The sequence below is a fragment of the Ruegeria conchae genome, assembly GCF_000192475.1.
Taxonomy (GTDB): Bacteria; Pseudomonadota; Alphaproteobacteria; order Rhodobacterales; family Rhodobacteraceae; genus Ruegeria; species Ruegeria conchae.
Window position 1 is genome coordinate 63689 of record NZ_AEYW01000007.1, and the last position, 18144, is coordinate 81832.

The following is an 18144-nucleotide window of genomic DNA, read 5'->3' on the forward strand; positions in this document are numbered from 1 at the left end:
CAAAGCGTTGCCCGAACAGTAGACCGCTCTTTATGTTTTGCACAGCGGTCTATTGGCCGCGCCAGAGATCGAACCCCTTGCGCATAACGGTGGGTAAGTCGCTGGGTTTGAACTGGTGTTTGTCCATGATCACAAAATCATCCGGAGTAAACCCATCGGGCAGTTTGGTCGTCCAGATACGCAGGATCAGGTGAAAATGGGTGAAAGTGTGCCGCACTTCGCCCGGTATTTCTTGCCAACGCGCCGGGAACGGAGGATTTTCTACAGGCGCGTCGGACCAGTCCGAGCCGGGCCAGCCCAACATGCCGCCCAGCAGGCCTTTGTCGGGGCGGCGTTCCAATAGCAGAGCACCATCTCTGCGTTGGGCAATATAGATATGACCCAACCGTGTTGGTTTCGGTTTTTTGGGTGTTTTTTGCGGTAATTCTGTCTGCGTACCCGCAGCCCGCGCCAGACAGGGCGCATAGAGTGGACAAATCCCGCAGGCTGGAGATTTAGGAGTGCAGATCGTCGCGCCTAAATCCATAACCGCCTGAGCATGATCCCCGGGCCGCAGAGGTGGTGTCAGTGACGCGGCCTTTTCTTTCAACAGGGGTTTTGAACCAGGTAGGGGATCGTGAATGTCATATAACCGCGCCATGACTCGTTCGACGTTGCCGTCCAAAACAGTTTCGGATTGATCAAATGCAATCGCTGCAATAGCAGCAGCGGTGTAGGGCCCAACTCCCGGCAGTGTCAGTAATTCGTCGTATCTCTCGGGGAATTGACCATCATACTCAGCAGCGACAACGCGCGCGCATTTCAATAAGTTGCGCGCGCGGGCGTAATAGCCAAGGCCAGCCCACTCGCCCATGACCTGATCGTCTTGGGCCTGTGCCAAGGCTTTGACAGTGGGCCAACGGGTGGTGAATCTGATGAAATAGTCGCGCACAGCGGCTACGGTGGTCTGCTGTAGCATAACTTCGGAAAGCCAGACCCGATAGGGATCAGGCATGACACCGGCGGCGCGATCCACCGGGCCAATCCGCCACGGCATTTCCCGCGCGTGGCGGTCGTACCAGTCCAACAGCGTCTTGCTCAGGTCGATTTCGGTGCAGTCACGCAAGTTTTATGTAACTCCCTGTCGGGTTTCACTGGCGCACAGGTCGCAGCTTATTACAATAGCCGCGCAAGAGTTGGAAACCAGATGCAACGCAGACGTTCTTCGACCCGCGGGTTCAAGCGTACCGCCACTTTGCTGAATGACCGGATCAGGCAGGCCGGGGAAAGCCGGGGTTTTGCCGTCTCGCGCCTTTTGACTCATTGGGCCGAGATTGTGGGCCAGGACATCGCGTCGATCGCCCGGCCGGTGAATGTAGGATACGCCAAGGGCGGATTTGGGGCGACGCTGACGGTGCTGACAACCGGGCCGCAGGCTCCAATGCTGGAGATGCAGAAAGAGCAGCTCCGTGACAAAGTGAATGCCGTCTATGGTTACAACGCGATTAATCGGGTACGTATCACCCAGACCGCGCCGACCGGGTTTGCCGAGGGGCAGGCGAGTTTCGATCATAAACCGAAACAGACAAAACCTGTTGTTTCACCAGAAGTCGCAGCTGAGGCCGACAATGTGTCGCGCGCAGTTCATGATGAAGATTTGCGTGCAGCCCTTGAACGTTTGGGCCGCAACGTTTTATCCAGACAGAAACGCTAAGAAAGGGCTGAGGAATGAGCCGGATTGCAACCGTAATATGTGCGGCTGTCGCCGTAGCCGCTGGCGGCTATTGGCTGACAACGTCGAGTAATACGATCCCTTCTAACCCGCTTGTCGGTACCGCCGAGGCGCAAGAGGCGGATCTGGACACGTCAACCATCGTTGAGATGGTGCAGGGGGCGGAAGACGCGCCAGTCGAGATCATCGAATATGCATCATACACTTGTCCGCACTGCGCGAACTTTCATCAGGGCGCGTATAAGCAGCTCAAGAAGGACTTCATCGACACGGGCAAGGTCAAGTTCACCTACCGCGAGGTGTATTTCGACCGCTATGGCCTTTGGGCATCGATGGTGGCGCGGTGTGCGAGCCCCGAGAAGTTCTTTGGCATTACCGATCTGCTGTATGAAGGTCAGTCTGAATGGACTCGCGCCGGAGGTCCCACCGAAATCGTTGAGGAGCTGCGCAAGATTGGTCGTCTAGCAGGTATCGACAATGATCAACTTGAAGCCTGCTTGCAGGACGGCACCCGCGCGCAGACGTTGGTAGCCTGGTACCAAGAGAACGCTGAACGTGATGGAATTCAGGCGACACCCTCTTTCATCGTGAATGGCAAGAAGGTTGATAACCAGTCTTATGACGACTTCAAGAAGTTGATCGAAGACGAGCTGGGCAGCTAATCCCTGTTGGGCCAGCCTGTATCGGGCTGGCCATTCGTTCAGGGTGAGGGTGCGACTTTGGTTAACATCGCTTTGACCATTTCATCCTGATTGATGTGTAGCCGAACCGGAAGTGTAAGGACCTTACTTCGGAACGCCGCAGGTAAGCGCACGGCGTCCTTCTCGGTTGTAACCAATTGGGCGCTCAACGCTTTAGAGTCCTTCTCCAAGCGGCTCATAAGGGCGGTTGTCAGCGGTTGGTGATCGTCCAAAGCTTCGGCGCGCAGCAGTTTTGCACCTAGTTGCCGCAGAGTTTCAAAAAACTTTTCGGGGTATCCGATGCCCGCAAATGCCAGAACAGAGGTATCGCTCCAGTCCATCCCGGTTTGCAGCGGTCGCATCTCACCCGTGGCGTGGGGCACCGAAAGGGCGTGGCTCCATCTTTCAGCAAAAATCGATTGCGCCTCGGAATCGCCAAGGGACAATACAAGATCAGTCCGCTTCAACCCCGCTTCCACGGGTTCTCGCAAGGGTCCGGCAGGAAGGCACAGCCCGTTGCCAAATCCCCGCGCGGCATCCACCACGATGATCGAAAAGTCTTTGTTGACCGAGGGATTTTGAAATCCGTCATCCAGTACAATAGCGGTCGCGCCTGCAGCTGCGGCAGCCTGTGCTCCGGCGGCACGATCCTTTGCAACCCAGACTTCGGCGAATGCAGCCAACAAAAGGGGTTCGTCGCCCACCTGCGCCGCGGTGTGTTTCCGCGGGTCAACCTGCACCGGGCCTTCCAGAGATCCACCATGTCCGCGGGTGACAACATGAGGTTGGTGCCAGATGCCCCTCAGACAATCCAGTACCCATACTACGGTTGGCGTTTTGCCGGTGCCGCCCGCGTTCAGGTTGCCGACGCAGATTACCGGTACCCCGGGTGAGAGGCTCTGCCCGCTCGCCACGCGGCGGGCTGTCGCGGACGCGTAGATGCGGCCGAGTGGTGCAAGTAATCTGGCCCGCAAGTTCAACTGATCGGGGGCCGAATTCCAAAAATCAGGGGCGCGCATGGTGGGCCCTCCACCGGTCCAGCGTGTCTTGCACCATGTCGATCAGTTGATCCGCCTGTGGCGCGCCTTCGGTTACAATCTGCCAACCGGCCAATGCCATGTCTGCGGTGCGGTCCGGGGCCAGCAACTCGACTACGCCATCGCCCAACTCAGTCGCTGACTTTATGGTTAGGGCGGCGTTGGCTTGGTTCAACCTATCATAAAGGACCTGGTAATTGCCGACATGCGGACCATTAATCACCGCCGATCCCAACGCGACTGCAATCAACGGGTCTTGACCACCTGCGTTGCGTTCTAACGAACTGCCCATGAATGTCACGGCTGAAACACGATGCCAAAGGCCCAGATCTTCGGGTTCTGACGACACGATGACTTGCGTTGTATCCTCAATGGCATGACCTTCGTCCCAATTAGCGCATCGCAAGTCCATCGCCTCTAAACGTTTGTACAATGGCGCGGCCTCGGATGCATCGGCCACGTGCAGAACCATAGCAAGACGCGGCAACAATCGTAGTGCCTGGCGATGTGCACTGAGTACCGAAATAAACTCCTTGGCCTGAACCCATGCGGCCAGCCAAACTGGCCGACCGGCCAGAATGTGGTTGGTCTCGATCAATTCATCCTCGGGCCAAGGGGTTGGGTTGGGGCTGATATGAAGAGGAGGTTCGACCGAAATTTTTGCCGAATTGACCCCCAGCCTCCGGATTTGGCGTGCTGTTTCATCATTTGTGGTGAGGATGGTCATAAAGCAATCCAGCGTATAACGGGTAATATCCGGGAGCCAACGCCCACCTCGTGCCGTCTTCACTTCAACTAATGCCTCAAGCAGTACGAGCGGGATTGACCGTTCCTGCGCACGGGTAATGATGTTTGGCATTAATCCACCGCCGAACCAAAGTCCCATATCGGGGCGCCAATGGTCCAGGAAAGCTCGTGCGGCACCGGTGTGTTCGGCCGGGAGCTTTAGAATTTGGCAGCTGCACTCTTCCCATTCTCCGAAATCGGCGTCGGGAGGCGCTGTTAGAAGCAGCGACAAACCCGGTCGCGCAGACATCAAGCGGCGACAGAAATCATCAACAGCGCGTAGCCGGTATGGTGTGCTGACATGCACCCATAAAACTTCTCCCTCGGGACGCGCTATACCTGCAAAACTGGTGTTCTTGGGAACACCCCAAGAAAGGACCCGATAGGCCGCCAGGCTGAGAGATCGTGGTTTACTCATGCAGAGATGCCGATCCCGCGCGGGTCCAATCTGGAACGAAGATTTTCATGTACCTCTGAGCCCGCCGCTACAACGCCATTCAGGCGAGGGTGAGCATTATTGAACCGTAAAGGATGCCCCAACCGATCTGTACAGCGTCCACCCGCCTCACGCAGGATAAGATCACCGGCGGCGATATCCCATTCCCAACTGGGGCGCAGGGTCAGCATTCCGTCGAACCGTCCTTGTGCAACCAATGCCATCCGATAAGCGAGTGACGGCCGGTACACTCGGCGAAATTCCGGGACAGCCTCAGATAGCCAATGGCGCGGATCAAGATTAGGTTTTGCGGCCAGAATCTCAGCTTCGGACAGCTGCACCCGCCCAGAAACGTATATGGGTCTGCCATTCAGCGTTGCGCCTTGCTCTTTCGCGGCGGCATAAAGCAGATCACGCATTGGCAGATAAATGACCGCTGCCGTTACTTCCCCCTGCTCAGTCACGGCCAGCGAATGCGCCCAGGTGCGTGATCCTTCGGCAAAACTGCGGGTGCCATCGATGGGGTCAATGACAAAGACCCGATTACGGGTCAGGCGATCAGGTGAATCCTCGGTTTCTTCGCTGAGCCAGCCATAGTCTGGGCGGGCAGCCTGCAGTTCACGCTCGAGCATTGCATTGACGGCCAAATCTGCTTCGGTAACCGGTCCTGCGCCTTCGGGTTTGTCCCAGCGCTGGGCCTGAGGGCCAGAATAGCGCGTGGCGATATTTCCGGCTTCAAGTGCGGCGTCGATCAGCAGGGACAGGTCAGTTGCCGGCAAGGGTCATCCCTTCGATCAGCAGCGAGGGTACAACGCGCGACAAGTAAACGCGCGCATCGTTTGCAGGAATGATGCGCATTAACATGTCGCGCAGATTGCCCGCGATGGTGCATTCGTTGACAGGGTGCGTGATCTCACCGTTTTCGACCCAAAAACCCGAGGCCCCGCGGGAATAGTCGCCGGTATTGGGGTTGATGGTCGAGCCAATCATCGACGTAACCAAAAGCCCTGTCCCCATATCGCGCAATAAATCAGCACGTGTTTTGTCGCCCGGCGTCAGGCTAAGGTTCCAGTTGCTGGGTGAGGGTGGCCCGGATACGCCGCGCGCGGCGTTCCCGGTAGAGCTCATTTCCAGTTTGCGCGCGCTGGACAAATCCAGCGTCCATCCAGTCAGCACACCATCCTCAACGATAGCTCGCCTGTGTGTTGCCAGGCCTTCGGCGTCAAATGGGCGCGAGCCGGAGATGCGCGGGCGATGTGGGTCTTCGATCAGCGACAGGTGTGACGGCAGAACCTGCTGCCCTAGGCTTTCCTTCAGCCAAGAGGCTCCGCGTGCAATAGCGGCGCCATTGCTGGCCGCCAGCAGATGGCCGATCAGGGACGAAGAAATACGCTCGTCGAAGACGACAGGGAAACTGCCGGTCTGCGGTTTGCGCGCACCGACGATCTGAACCGCGCGCTCACCTGCTGTTCGGCCGATCTCGGCCGGACCGCGCAGATCTGACTGAAAGGTACGGCTGTCACCGTCATAGTCACGTTCCATCCCTGTGCCCTCGCCGGATATGGCAACGCATGAGGTTGAACGGCTGCTGCGCATGTAGCCACCCGAAAAGCCGTTTGTCGCAGCAAGATGAACCCGGTGAGTGCCATAAGCCGACGCCGCGTCAGAAACCTGCGATACGCCCGCCACTTCCAACGCCGCTGCTTCGGCAGCCAACGCGTCCTGCATCAGAGCTTCGGCGCTGGGTTCAGGGGCCGTGTCAAAAAGTTCCAGTGCATCCATGTCCCAGTCGGTGATCAACTGGTCGGGTTCAGCCAAACCGGTAAACGGATCCTCCGGGGCTTCCCGGGCCATGGCAACAGCCCTTTCGGCCATCGCTTTGAGGGTCTCGGGACGGCTGTCTGAACTGGAAACGATCGCCTGACGCTTGCCCAGAAAAACCCGCAGCCCCAGATCGGTTGCTTCCGAGCGTTCGGCATGTTCCAGCGCACCACCACGCACCTCTACAGAAACGGATGATCCATCAATAACAATGGCATCGGCCGCCTCGGCGCCAGCCCTGCGGGCTGCGTCCAGCAGTTCGTCGCTGATGTTCTGAGGTGTTCGGGTCATGAGGCCTCCGGTCTGGTTATACTGGACCTAGCCTCGGATCGTTCGTCCCGCAAGGCCTGCAGCACAATAGCGTAATGTGCCTCAGGCGGGAAAGGCCACGATTGCGGCCTTTCCCATATGTTGATCACTTGATACGCTGACCGTTGGCCAGAATCTGTCCGTCCTCGGTGAACTCAATTTTCGAATTCAACGTGTCGGGTTCTTCGCCTGGAACAGCCATCAGACCCATCATCATACGGGCACCCAGCGCATCGTTTTCCGAGACAAAGCCCATGCCGATCAGCTTGTCGAGCAGAGCATTTGCCCCAACAAGTTTCAGATTGGCGACGCCCGACGGGGCGGGTAGACCATCAAACTCTTCGGTGTTGGAATTGTCGAACGTGAAGTCTCCGTTCCCGGTCAACTCTGCCCCGACCAGCGACACAAGCAGTTCGTTGATCTTCATTGAATGCAACTCGCCCGGAACCACATCAGATGTCTCAAGCTCTTCCACTGCTTCTGGGTCCATGAAATCAACCAGAACCTTGGCGGTGCCGGTCGTATCCAACGCAATGGTTGCCGGATCACGGGGCAGCGCGCCTGCAGGGTCAAACATGCTCCACAAAATGTCGGACATGGTGAAATCGGTCAGGTTTATACCAAACCCGAAGGGCTGGATCTCTTCCGACGCCTGAACGGGGAACTCAAATTTCAGCCCGGCATTGGCCATTGCCATTTCGATCGGGAACGGCAGGTCGGCCGTTGTGACCGCCAGCTTCGTGCCGTTCTGCGCAAGATCGTAAACAAGTCTCTGGGCATCGATGCTGCCGGTAAATCTGCCACCCTCGGAACTGCTGCTCAGCGAAAACGGTTCGCCCTCGGATGTACCCGCCATTTCGGTGCTACCCGAGGCATAGGTAAAGGTCCCTGACGCGGCAAACCCTGCCTTATAGATGTCTTCAATACTTGCGACATCCATGCCGGGTGGGATGATTGTATCACCGTTAAATTTCAGGTCATCAAGCTTGCCGCTGATCCGGCCCGTATCTTCGCTATCAGGCTCGTTAAAGGCGACGTCATAGGACAGACTGCCAGCGGTAAGTTGCTGCTCTATATTGCGCTTCTCGTTGATTTCCATCCGGGAAGCGCCAGCAATATCGTTCATCTGGACATTCAGGGCCAACATGTCATCTGGCGCAGTCTCACCGTCGAATTCCATCGAGTCCAGCGTCAGAGACAGGCTGTTCGCCGTATAGTCGTAAGTCATATTTTCGGGAGTACCCGACACGACCATTTCCAGAGCGTCATGAGAATAGACCAGATCGGCCGAGAATGTCTCCCCCTCAGCCTCACCCGAAATTGTCATTGGAAAGCTGGCAGGGAACCCGATATTGACAGTGCCGTCGCCATTCTCGGTCAGCGTCATCTCGGGGATGACCATATCAAATGTGCCTTCGGTATCCGGAATCGCCATTGCCATCGTCATGTTCGAGATGGTTGTGACGCTGCCCGATACGCTCTGCTCACCCGTTACGTCATAGCCCATCCCGCCCAGATAGGCCTGCCAGTCGGACCAGACATCATCGGCTGTTACATCTGCAAATGCGCCGTTTGTGGCAACGGCATATGCCAAAGCTGCACCGCAGCTGCGGCGAAGGAAAACAGTCATAAGAGAACCCTTCTTGATCAATTTGACGGCATCGTCGTGCCTGTAGCGATCAGCGTCAAGGGGGAAGGGGTGGACCAATTCCCCATTTGCGGGGTACGAGTTAAGACAATTTCAAATGCAGGGATTTAAGCGATGCATATGCAAGGGAAAACTGTACTGATCACTGGGGCCAGCCGAGGTATCGGCGCAGAAGCCGGGCGCGTTTTTGCCGCAGCCGGGGCCCATGTGGCTCTGGTCGCGCGCAGCCGTGATCAGATCGAAGCGCTGGCTGCGGCGCTGGGTGAAAATGTGATCGCATTGGCTTGCGATGTCAGCGATTTTGCGCAGGTAGAACAGACAGTTGCCGACTGCATTGATCGGTTTGGTGCGCTGGACGTGCTGATCGGGAACGCGGGTGTGATCGATCCGATTTTTCATCTGTCGAACGCGGATACACAGGCTTGGAGCCATGCGATCGATATCAATCTAAAAGGTATCTTCTATGGAATGCGCGCGGCTTTGCCCATCATGCGGGCGTCAGGCGGGGGCACGGTTTTGACCGTCTCGTCCGGCGCGGCGTCTAATCCGGTGGAAGCCTGGAGCCACTATTGCGCCTCCAAAGCTGGTGCCAAGATGTTAACGGAATGCGTGCATTTGGAAGAGGCGCATCATGGCATCCGCGCCATGGGCTTGTCGCCGGGGACCGTGGCCACCGATATGCAGCGGGTGATCAAGGCCAGCGGTATCAACCCGGTCAGCCAGCTGGATTGGGACGATCATATCCCCGCAGATTGGCCGGCTCGGGCGTTGATGTGGATGTGTTCGGCGGATGCGGATGAGTTTTTGGGGACCGAGATATCGCTGCGCAATGAAGAAATTCGCAAACGAGTTGGTCTGACGTGATTGATCTGACCCAAGAAGACGGGTTGTGGACGGTCACGTTGAACAACCCGGAAAAGGCCAATGCACTGACTTCAGCGATGCTGGGTGAATTGGTCCACATCGCAGAGACCGCAACTGAGGCCCGCGCGTTGATCTTGACCGGCGTAGGCCGGGTTTTCAGCGCAGGTGCAGATCTCGAGGAAGCGCGGGCGGGACTTGCAACCTCAGATCTGTGGGAACGACTTTCGGGTGCGATTGCTGCGTTGCCCTGCCTGACGGTGGCGGCGCTCAATGGCACGCTGGCGGGTGGGGCCAACGGTATGGTTCTGGCCTGTGATCTGCGTATCACAGTTCCGTCAGCCAAGTTTTTCTATCCAGTCATGAAGCTGGGTTTTTTGCCGCAACCCTCTGATCCGAAACGGATGGCCGCTTTGATTGGCCCATCCAGAACTAAAATGATCTTGATGGCCGGGCAAAAGATCTCGGCCGAAGAAGCGTACAACTTTGGGTTGGTTGATCGGGTTGTCGAGGCCGATCTACTGATGCCCACCGCGCGGGAGTTGGTAGCAGACAGTCTGTCTGCTGACCCAGCAATTGCAGCTGGTATCGCCGGATTGTGCCCATGAGAATGGCTGCACTGCGCTTGCGAGTGACAGATCCGGATGGGTTGGCCGCGTTCTATCGTGATGCGCTTGGTATGTCGGTTCAGGCCGAAGGTGCCAATCGCCGCGTGGGATACCCCGGCTTGGATGCCGATCTTTTACTGATGCCGGGTGGCGGCGGCTACCGCCACGACCGTGGTCAACGCTATTGGAAGATTGGGATCACGCTGCCGAATGTTGATCTTGCAGCGGACATCCTGCACCAGAAGGGTATCGCGGTCAGCGCGCCGGGACAGTTTTTGGACATTGGCTACATGTGCCATCTGAGTGATCCCGAGGGGTTTGTTATCGAACTGCTGCAGCATGATTTCGAGGGTAACCGACCCGACGAAGCCGCCAGCCCGGACACCCCATTTGCCGAGGCCCACATTGGTCAGATCACCTTGCGGACTGGTGACATCGCCGCTGAAGATGCGTTTTGCCGATCCCAGAGAATGACTTTGCTATCTATGCAAGATGTCGAACCTTACGGCTTTGATCTGCATTTCTATGCGTTTACAGCCGACGCGCCTCCTAACCCCGATCTCTGGGCAGTCGAGAATCGCGAATGGCTGTGGAAGCGCCCCTACACGACGTTGGAGTTCCAACATATCCCAAGTGCTCGGTTTGCGCCGGTGCCGGATTATCTTGGGATTGAGGTCGAAGGATTGGCAGATCCACAAGAGGATGCGTTTGGTGATCCATGGCTTCCGGGTGGTTAACGTCCACGCCGTTTACCGGGCACCTTTGAACGAAAACCCGGTGGGCGTTTACGCACCCAATCCAGAAACTTTTCCAGCCTTGGGTGCGTGCGCAGCGAATCGACCGTGTTGTAGTCGCGCGCCAATTCGGCCTCGGTGAGTGTTGCATGTACTTCTTTGTGACAGATCTGATGCAATAAAACGATTGGCCCGCCCTTGCCTCCTTTGAGCTTTGGGATCAGATGGTGCAGGCTACCACCCCCTTCAGGGATCGGGCGGTTACAGAGCGGGCAGATCGGATCAGAATTTGCCATGACCTAACTTTGCGCCGAAGCGTGCATTGGGCAAGAGGGACACAATGGCGCAAACCGTTGTCATAGGAGCAGGACCAGCGGGATTGATTGCTGCCGAGCAACTTGCTGCTGCAGGGCATGAGGTTCTTGTGGCCGAAGCGAAACCTTCGGTGGCGCGCAAATTTTTGATGGCAGGAAAGTCTGGGCTGAACCTGACCAAAGACGAACCCTTTGAGACTCTTATTTCCGCATATGGGGAAGCTGCGAACTGGCTGCATCCGATGATCCAAGCGTTTGACGCGCAGGCGGTCATGTCTTGGGCCGGTGGTCTGGGGCAAAAGCTTTTCACAGGTTCAACTGGCCGTGTATTTCCCAAAGCGATGAAGGCATCGCCCTTATTGCGGGCGTGGTTGTCCCGACTTGATCGGGCTGGTGTCGAGATCAAAACCCGATGGCGCTGGAAAGGTTGGCAAAATGGTGCGTTGGTGTTTGAAACGCCCATTGGGGCACAGTATTGCACCCCAGACGCGACAATATTAGCGCTCGGCGGTGCCAGTTGGGCGCGGCTTGGATCGGATGGGGCATGGGCACCTTGGCTTGTAGAACAAGGTGTCAGCGTGGCCCCGTTCGCACCCGCTAATGCGGCTCTTTCAGTCGATTGGAGCCCGTACATGCAGCCTCATTTTGGTGCAGCCCTAAAGTCGGTGAGATGGTGGGCAGGTCAATTTCAAAGTCGAGGTGAGGCGACGATTTCCGCAAAGGGCTTGGAAGGTGGGGGCCTGTATTCTCTGACGCCGGCACTTCGGAATGGCACGCCACTATTTGTGGATCTGGTTCCGGATATTTCGAAAGATGCGCTGCATGAGCGATTGAGTGCGAAGAAACCCAAGGCGACCCTGTCGCATTGGTTGAAAAATGGTTTGCGCCTGTCTTCGCAGAAGGTCGCTTTGTTTCATGAAATGACCAAAGGTAGCGATTTGGCACCATCGCATTGGGTCGAGACCCTGAAGAACCTGCCTTTACACCATTCTGGCCTGCGCCCGATGGATGAAGCGATCTCGACTGCAGGTGGTATTGAGCGTCATTCGGTGAATGAAGGCCTAATGCTGACCGCCTTGCCTGGCGTCTTCTGTGCAGGCGAGATGCTGGATTGGGAAGCACCAACTGGCGGTTATCTTCTGACCGGCTGTCTGGCGACGGGTCGATGGGCTGGGCAGTCGGCAGTTGAATGGTTGAACCGCTAGGCTTCAGCCGGATCTGGCCAGCATCGCCAAGCGGATCATGGCCCTCTCCACCAGCGCCATTGCTGGTGCGGTTTGGCCAGCCGAGCGCAAGGACAGGTCAGTATCGGTCAGAACCGTTAATGCGGTCTGCAATTTCTGTGCCCCCCAACCCTGGGCTTGCCGTAAGATCCGATCGCGCCGTTTGCCATAGACCGGAGGGCGCAATTTGCCGATTCCCTGTGCCGCTCCGCCTGGATCTGACGCACAGGCATAGAGAGTTCGGAAATGTCGCGTGGCACCGATACACAAGGTTACCGCATTGGTGCCCTGCGCCTGCAACCGCCGGATCAATGGCCCGATCTCTTGTGCACGGCCTTCGGCGACAACGTTCAACACATCATCCAGTGCGGCCTCAGTCGACCGTGGCGCGCATGCCTCGATATCTTCTATGATCAGTTCGCTTGTGTCGCCACGCTTGTAAAGCGACAGTTTCTCAACGGTTTGCGTGAAATCGCCGGGGCTCAGCGCCATGGCGAGCTCGCTGAGGGCCGACATCGAATCACGCGGAATATTCTGTAATCCGGCTTGCGCTAGAATTCGTTCCACCTCGGCCCGAGAGGGTGGATCATCATAGATACCAACGGCGTACGCTGCCGGGTTCGCCTCAAACGCTTTGCGGATTTTTGAGCTGGGTTTGAGCTGACCAGCGGTTACAACAATTTGTGCGTCGCCATGATCCCAGTCTTCCAAAGCGGCAAGAATCGCGGGCGCTGCCACATCTGTCGTGTCTTCGACAAATACCGCGCGGGGTCCGGGAAAAAACCCGACCGCCTTTACTGCGTCCAGCAACAAGGCCGGGTCGCTGCGCAGCTCGCTTCCGGGGATTCGGGTCAGGCGCATTTCTTCTTCCGCGCCGGGTCCAAGCAGGGCGGCCAGTACCTGTTGGCGTTTCAGGGCAACCCGCATGGCGTCCGCGCCGTAGATCAGCAAACCCGCTTTGCCCTCATCCGGCTTGGCAAAATATCCGTCAGCCTCGCGCGGGCTCAGCTTCATGCGGACAGGCCCGGTGTGGCATATAGACGATTCACGATCTGATCGGCCAGTATCACCATCAATCGCTCGGTCGCGTCGCGTTCATCAGCCAATGTTGAGACGGTCGAGCCAGCGGCAGAATAACCGACGAAATCTGTGACCTGTCCAGAGGCAAGGACCTGCCCGGTCGCGTTGGACTTCAACTCGTATCTGGCATTGCCATCAATCGTGTAGCGATTGGTTTCATTTGCCGTCGTGATTGAGGCTCGGCGGGTGACCGTCGAAACCACGACATCTAGTTTGTATTCATTGCCGGAGGTCGCGCTTCGGCCCAATTTACGCTCAAGATTCTGTACCAGCAGAAAACTTTCGACCGTATTCGGTGCTGATACCTCAACCTTGCCATCCAGAGCCGAGCCTGATCCACCGGGTGCATAGACCGGCTCGAACCCGCAAGCGGCAAGCGCTAGCGGCATCAACAGCAAGGTTCTGCGATCAAACGACGACATTTACGATTCGGCCCGGAACAACGATTACTTTTCTCGGAGCAGCGCCATCCAGCGCCTTTTGCACAGCTTCGGTGCTGAGCGCGATTTTTTCAACCTCTGCCTTGTCCATGTCTTTCGGAACGCTGATTTCTGCACGGCGCTTGCCGTTGATCTGAATGGGCAGGGTGATGGTGTCATCAACCAGCATCGCCTCATCGGCCACAGGCCACGGTGCTGTTGCGACCAAACCTTCGCCGTCCAGCATCTGCCAAAGCTCTTCTGACAGATGAGGGGTCATGGGCGACATAAGCTGTGCCAGCGTTTTTGCGGCCTCGCGCTTGGCTGCGGTGCCCGCCTTTGATTTCGCCAGCGTGTTGGTGAAAGCATAAAGCTTGGCGATGGAGGCGTTGAAGCCGAAGGATTCGATGCCGCCTGACACATCGTGAATGGCTTTGTGCATCTCGCGCAGTAGCGCTTCGTCCTCGGCATTGGCGGCCACGTCCGACCCGACGATTTCCGATGCGATCCGGTGCACCCGGCTCAGGTGCTTGAACGCGGCTTCAGCGCCGGACGCGGTCCATTCCACGTCGCGTTCGGGTGGCGAATCGGACAGCACGAACCAGCGCGCGGTATCGGCACCGAAGGCCGAGATGATGCTTACCGGATCAACCACGTTTTTCTTGGATTTCGACATCTTGGCCGAGGGGATGATCTCTACCTCGGTGCCGTCGGCCAATTTGCCGTCGGTCACATCCTCGGGCAGGTGGTAGACCGGTCGGCCCTTGGCATCGCGCGTCTGGTAGATCTCGTGCGTGACCATGCCTTGCGTGAACAGCGCATTGAAGGGCTCGATGGCTTTTTTCGGCAGGTGGCCAGTGATGTTCATCGCCCGCGCGAAGAAACGGGAATAGAGCAGGTGCAGAATCGCGTGTTCGATCCCACCGATATACTGGTCGACGTTCATCCAATACTCGGCTTCGGCAAGATCGGTAGGCGATTCCGCGCGCGGCGCAGTGAAACGGGCGAAATACCACGACGAATCGACGAACGTGTCCATCGTGTCGGTTTCGCGCTTGGCCGGTGCGCCGCAGGACGGGCAAGGGGTGTCACGCCAGTTGGGGTGACGGTCCAGCGGGTTGCCCGGGATCGAAAAGTCGATTGGTTCGCCGTTGCCACCGTCATAGGGCAGCTGAATCGGCAGATTCTCTTTCTTCTCTGGCACGGTGCCGCATTTGTCGCAATGGACAACGGGAATCGGACAACCCCAATACCGCTGACGGCTCAGACCCCAGTCGCGCAGGCGGTACTTAGTGACGCCTTCACCCCATCCTGCCTTTTCGGCGAAATCGACCGTCGCGTTGATCGCCTCATCACCGGTCGCCTCGGTCAGACCGGCAAAATGGTTCACCCAGCGGACCTTTTCGGTCTTAGGCGGTACAAAGGCGATTTTGTCGACCGGTGTGTCACTGTCCAGTGCGAAGAACGTGTCGATCACCGGCAGGTCGTATTTGCGGCAGAAATCCAGATCGCGCTGGTCATGGGCGGGGCAGGCGAAGATCGCGCCGGTGCCATAGTCCATGAGGATGAAGTTGGCGATCCAAACCGGCAGCTCCCAGTTCGGGTCCAAAGGGTGCTTGACGCGGATGCCGGTATCGTAACCCAGCTTTTCGGCCGTTTCGATGGCTTCTTCGGTGGTGCCACCCTTGCGGCATTCGGCAACAAATTCAGCAACTTCGGGGTTTTCGGCCTCGAGCTGCTTGGCGATCGGGTGGTCAGGCGAGATGCCAACAAAAGATGCCCCCAGCAGCGTGTCGGGACGAGTCGTATAGACGGTGATAGGCTCTTTGCCATCGGTTCGTTCGAACCCAAACTGAAGGCCGCGCGACTTGCCGATCCAGTTTTCTTGCATCAGGCGCACCTTGGCGGGCCAGTTATCCAGCGTGTCCAGCGCGTCGAGTAACTCCTCGGAATAATCCGAGATCTTGAAAAACCACTGAGTCAGCTCCCGACGCTCCACCAATGCACCCGAACGCCAGCCACGGCCGTTTTCTACTTGTTCATTGGCCAAAACGGTCATGTCGACCGGGTCCCAGTTCACTACGGCGTTCTTGCGGTAGACAAGACCGGCCTCAAGCATATCTAGAAACAGCGCTTGCTGTTGGCCGTAGTATTCCGGATCACAGGTGGCAAATTCACGGGACCAATCGATCGACAGGCCCAGCGGTTTCATCTGACCGCGCATGTCGGCGATGTTGCCGTAGGTCCAGTCTTTAGGGTGGCCGCCGATTGCCATCGCGGCATTTTCGGCTGGCATTCCGAAGGCATCCCAGCCCATCGGATGTAGCACGTTATGTCCGGTCGCCAGTTTATGCCGCGCGATCACGTCGCCCATCGTATAGTTGCGCACATGCCCCATATGAATGCGGCCTGAGGGATAGGGGAACATTTCAAGCACGTAGTATTTCGGCTTGTCCGCCTTGTGGTTGGCGGTGAAGATTCCGGCCTTGTCCCAGGCCTCTTGCCATTTTGCTTCGATTTCGTTGGCCGAGTAGCGCGACATGGTGCGGTCCTTCGTGAATGAAAACGCCGGGTATGAACCCGGCGTTGTATTATTGTGATTTCTTGCGGGTTGCTAGAACTTGTTGTCAGCAATCCGTAGCTGACGGGCCCGGGATAGGATTGCATCCTCAACCGCGCGAGAGGTTGCCGCACTGACCGGGGAACCGCCACTGGTTTGAAGCGCAACAGAAAGTGAGCGCGCCTCGAGCGCTGGATCACTAATATGTACCGTTGCGCGATACGACCGCCCGCCGCCGGGCGGCCTTCCGTAACCGGTAACGATCACACCTGTAAACGGATCAACCTCTTCAATGGGCAGGAAATTCAGCACATCCAGTGACGCGGCCCAAAGATAGCGGTTTACCTGCGTTACCTGCTCGGATGTGTCCGGGCCGAAGATGTCCCATATCGTTGTACGATTCGGATCATTCAGCTCGCGCTCTTCTGACGAGCTGCCATCAACGGTCAAAACGCTGGCGTCTCCTGGCGGCAGTCGCCCGCGACTACAGGCAGAGACAGTCGCCGTCACCATGATCAAACCCAGAATCGTTATCAGGCGCATCGTTGGAAGGTCCTGTTTTACTTGTTTTGTACTGTTTGAATGTCACTCCTAGACAAGGAGTGGTGCTGCAACAAGCCTATTCTTTACATATGGGCGTGAGTTGCCCGCAGGACCTGGCGGAAAATCGACTGTGGCATCCTTGCACCAATTCGATCTGAATGACGGCAAGGCGTTTATGCCAAGCTTGCGCAACCGGGGTAAAAAAAGCGAAACGATGTCCGTGCTGAGACACGTGCTTTGCATGTGTCGAGTAGAAATATCTTTGAAACCGAGGGAAACAAGATGAAAAAAGTTCTCTTCGCATCGACCGCTCTGATCGCAACCGCAAGTGTTGCAGCGGCCGACGTTAAATTCAGCGGTTATGGCCGCTTTGGTATTGGTTACCTGGAAGACCGTACCGGCACCGTTGATTCGATTGATGGCGGCACCGCTTCTGGCGTTGACACCGACAACACAATCCTGATCTCGCGTTTCCGTCTGAACATCGACGGCACCGCAGAAACCGACGGTGGTGTTGAGTTCTCGGCTCGTGTTCGTCTGCAAGCTGACGAAAACGCCGGCAACGGCGAAGCAGGCACAGCTCAGCTGAGCGGCGCGCGCTTCTCGGCAATCTACGGCGGTCTGCGTGTTGACGCGGGCAACGTATCGGGTGCCTTCGACAACCTGGCAAACTACTACGGTAACGAGCCTGGTCTGGAATTCTTCATCGGTCAGTATGCTGCTGTTGACTACAGCTTCCTGGCATTCTCGTCGACCGGCGCAGGTTCGAACGCTGTGTTCTTCCAGTACGCAGTTGGCGATTTCGCCTTTGGCGCGTCGTATGACCAAGCCACTTTTGCTGAAACTGCAACTGCCGGTGCAGACACCGACAGCGGCGACCGCTGGGATATCAGTGCAACTTACACCTTCGGCAACGTCACAGCCGCTCTGGCCTATGGTCAGACCGACCGTCCGTTCGGTGGTGAGAAAGACACTCTGACCGTACTGACCTTGGGCGCTGACTTCGGCGACTTCAACGGTACCCTGTTTGTAGCTGACGATGACGTTGCAGCAGATAACCTGAACGGCACCGCGTATGGTTTCTCGCTGGCCTATAACCTGGGCGCGGCAACCACTCTGACCGCTGCTTACGGTGACGGTAGCGCAGACGACGACACCCAGCAGTACGGCATCGGCTTCATCCATGACCTGGGTGGCGGTGTGTCGCTGAAAGGTGGTCTGGGCAACACCAAAGCTGGTGACGGCGACAGCCGCGTTCGCGCAGACTTCGGTGTCAACTTCAACTTCTAAGTTGATTTGAACCGCAAGGTTTAAGGGCAGGTCTTCGGACCTGCCCTTTTCTTTTTTGTCTACATGATGTTTTGCTGCAGCAAA

At 57.2% G+C, this 18144-nt stretch carries 18 protein-coding genes; 7 read left to right on the top strand and 11 right to left on the bottom strand.

Translation table 11 applies throughout. The annotated features are described in order from the left end of the window. Window positions 1-49: 49 nt before the first annotated feature. Window positions 50-1036, bottom strand: coding sequence for an A/G-specific adenine glycosylase (locus G7G_RS0109315; RefSeq protein WP_238528784.1), 987 nt, complete (start codon window positions 1034-1036; stop codon window positions 50-52). Between the two features lie 150 nt (window positions 1037-1186). Between G7G_RS0109315 and G7G_RS0109320 the strand changes: the two genes are divergently transcribed. Then, window positions 1187-1693, top strand: coding sequence for a DUF721 domain-containing protein (locus G7G_RS0109320; RefSeq protein WP_010440769.1), 507 nt, complete (start codon window positions 1187-1189; stop codon window positions 1691-1693). 14 nt (window positions 1694-1707) lie between these two features. Continuing rightward, complete coding sequence (locus tag G7G_RS0109325) at window positions 1708-2373, top strand: DsbA family protein (protein WP_010440771.1); 666 nt, start codon at window positions 1708-1710, stop codon at window positions 2371-2373. A gap of 38 nt (window positions 2374-2411) precedes the next feature. Here G7G_RS0109325 and lpxK read toward each other — a convergent pair whose 3' ends face one another. The 5 genes from lpxK to G7G_RS0109350 form a co-directional block, all read right to left on the bottom strand. Further along, entirely contained in the window at window positions 2412-3410 is a 999-nt protein-coding gene (lpxK, locus tag G7G_RS0109330) for a tetraacyldisaccharide 4'-kinase (protein WP_010440773.1), read from the bottom strand. Continuing rightward, window positions 3397-4632: a 3-deoxy-D-manno-octulosonic acid transferase gene (locus G7G_RS0109335; RefSeq protein WP_037321171.1), complete on the bottom strand. Its 1236-nt coding sequence runs from the start codon at window positions 4630-4632 to the stop codon at window positions 3397-3399. The genes lpxK and G7G_RS0109335 overlap by 14 nt, the downstream gene beginning before the upstream one ends. Further along, window positions 4629-5429 carry an inositol monophosphatase family protein gene (locus G7G_RS0109340; protein WP_010440776.1) on the bottom strand — a complete coding sequence of 267 codons (801 nt, stop codon included), beginning with the start codon at window positions 5427-5429 and terminating at the stop codon, window positions 4629-4631. Before G7G_RS0109340 ends, G7G_RS0109335 begins: the two co-directional genes overlap by 4 nt. Continuing rightward, the gene (locus tag G7G_RS0109345; RefSeq protein WP_010440779.1) at window positions 5416-6762 is read right to left on the bottom strand and encodes a TldD/PmbA family protein; all 1347 of its coding nucleotides are present in this window, start codon (window positions 6760-6762) and stop codon (window positions 5416-5418) included. The genes G7G_RS0109340 and G7G_RS0109345 overlap by 14 nt, the downstream gene beginning before the upstream one ends. 124 nt (window positions 6763-6886) lie before the next feature. Continuing rightward, the gene (locus tag G7G_RS0109350; RefSeq protein WP_010440781.1) at window positions 6887-8410 is read right to left on the bottom strand and encodes a hypothetical protein; all 1524 of its coding nucleotides are present in this window, start codon (window positions 8408-8410) and stop codon (window positions 6887-6889) included. A gap of 132 nt (window positions 8411-8542) precedes the next feature. On the opposite strand from G7G_RS0109350, the gene G7G_RS0109355 reads away from it, so the two are divergent. From G7G_RS0109355 to G7G_RS0109365, 3 genes are read left to right on the top strand one after another with little or no spacing between them, the layout of a single operon-like run. After that, the gene (locus tag G7G_RS0109355) at window positions 8543-9292 is read left to right on the top strand and encodes an SDR family oxidoreductase (protein WP_010440783.1); all 750 of its coding nucleotides are present in this window, start codon (window positions 8543-8545) and stop codon (window positions 9290-9292) included. Beyond that, on the top strand, window positions 9289-9897 hold the full coding sequence (locus tag G7G_RS0109360; RefSeq protein WP_010440785.1) for an enoyl-CoA hydratase/isomerase family protein: 609 nt from the start codon (window positions 9289-9291) through the stop codon (window positions 9895-9897). The genes G7G_RS0109355 and G7G_RS0109360 overlap by 4 nt, the downstream gene beginning before the upstream one ends. 2 nt (window positions 9898-9899) lie before the next feature. Next, window positions 9900-10634 (top strand): VOC family protein, encoded by a 735-nt coding sequence (locus tag G7G_RS0109365; protein ID WP_238528779.1) that lies wholly within the window; start codon window positions 9900-9902, stop codon window positions 10632-10634. Here the strand turns inward: G7G_RS0109365 and G7G_RS0109370 are convergent. Then, a complete protein-coding gene (locus G7G_RS0109370; protein ID WP_010440788.1) occupies window positions 10631-10927 on the bottom strand; it encodes a hypothetical protein in 297 nt (98 codons plus the stop codon). The genes G7G_RS0109365 and G7G_RS0109370 overlap by 4 nt on opposite strands. A gap of 44 nt (window positions 10928-10971) precedes the next feature. Between G7G_RS0109370 and G7G_RS0109375 the strand changes: the two genes are divergently transcribed. Further along, the gene (locus G7G_RS0109375) at window positions 10972-12150 is read left to right on the top strand and encodes a TIGR03862 family flavoprotein (RefSeq protein WP_010440790.1); all 1179 of its coding nucleotides are present in this window, start codon (window positions 10972-10974) and stop codon (window positions 12148-12150) included. Between the two features lie 3 nt (window positions 12151-12153). Here the strand turns inward: G7G_RS0109375 and holA are convergent, their stop codons facing one another. From holA to G7G_RS0109395, 4 genes are all read right to left on the bottom strand, one after another. Then, window positions 12154-13182 (bottom strand): DNA polymerase III subunit delta, encoded by a 1029-nt coding sequence (holA, locus tag G7G_RS0109380; protein ID WP_010440792.1) that lies wholly within the window; start codon window positions 13180-13182, stop codon window positions 12154-12156. Further along, window positions 13179-13670 (bottom strand): LPS assembly lipoprotein LptE, encoded by a 492-nt coding sequence (gene lptE, locus G7G_RS0109385; protein ID WP_010440794.1) that lies wholly within the window; start codon window positions 13668-13670, stop codon window positions 13179-13181. The genes holA and lptE overlap by 4 nt, the downstream gene beginning before the upstream one ends. Further along, window positions 13657-16209 carry a leucine--tRNA ligase gene (gene leuS / locus G7G_RS0109390; protein WP_010440797.1) on the bottom strand — a complete coding sequence of 851 codons (2553 nt, stop codon included), beginning with the start codon at window positions 16207-16209 and terminating at the stop codon, window positions 13657-13659. The genes lptE and leuS overlap by 14 nt, the downstream gene beginning before the upstream one ends. A 72-nt stretch (window positions 16210-16281) precedes the next feature. Further along, on the bottom strand, window positions 16282-16770 hold the full coding sequence (locus G7G_RS0109395; protein WP_010440798.1) for a DUF3576 domain-containing protein: 489 nt from the start codon (window positions 16768-16770) through the stop codon (window positions 16282-16284). A 282-nt stretch (window positions 16771-17052) separates the two neighbouring features. Between G7G_RS0109395 and G7G_RS0109400 the strand changes: the two genes are divergently transcribed. Then, window positions 17053-18060 (top strand): porin, encoded by a 1008-nt coding sequence (locus G7G_RS0109400; RefSeq protein WP_010440800.1) that lies wholly within the window; start codon window positions 17053-17055, stop codon window positions 18058-18060. Window positions 18061-18144 lie beyond the last annotated feature (84 nt).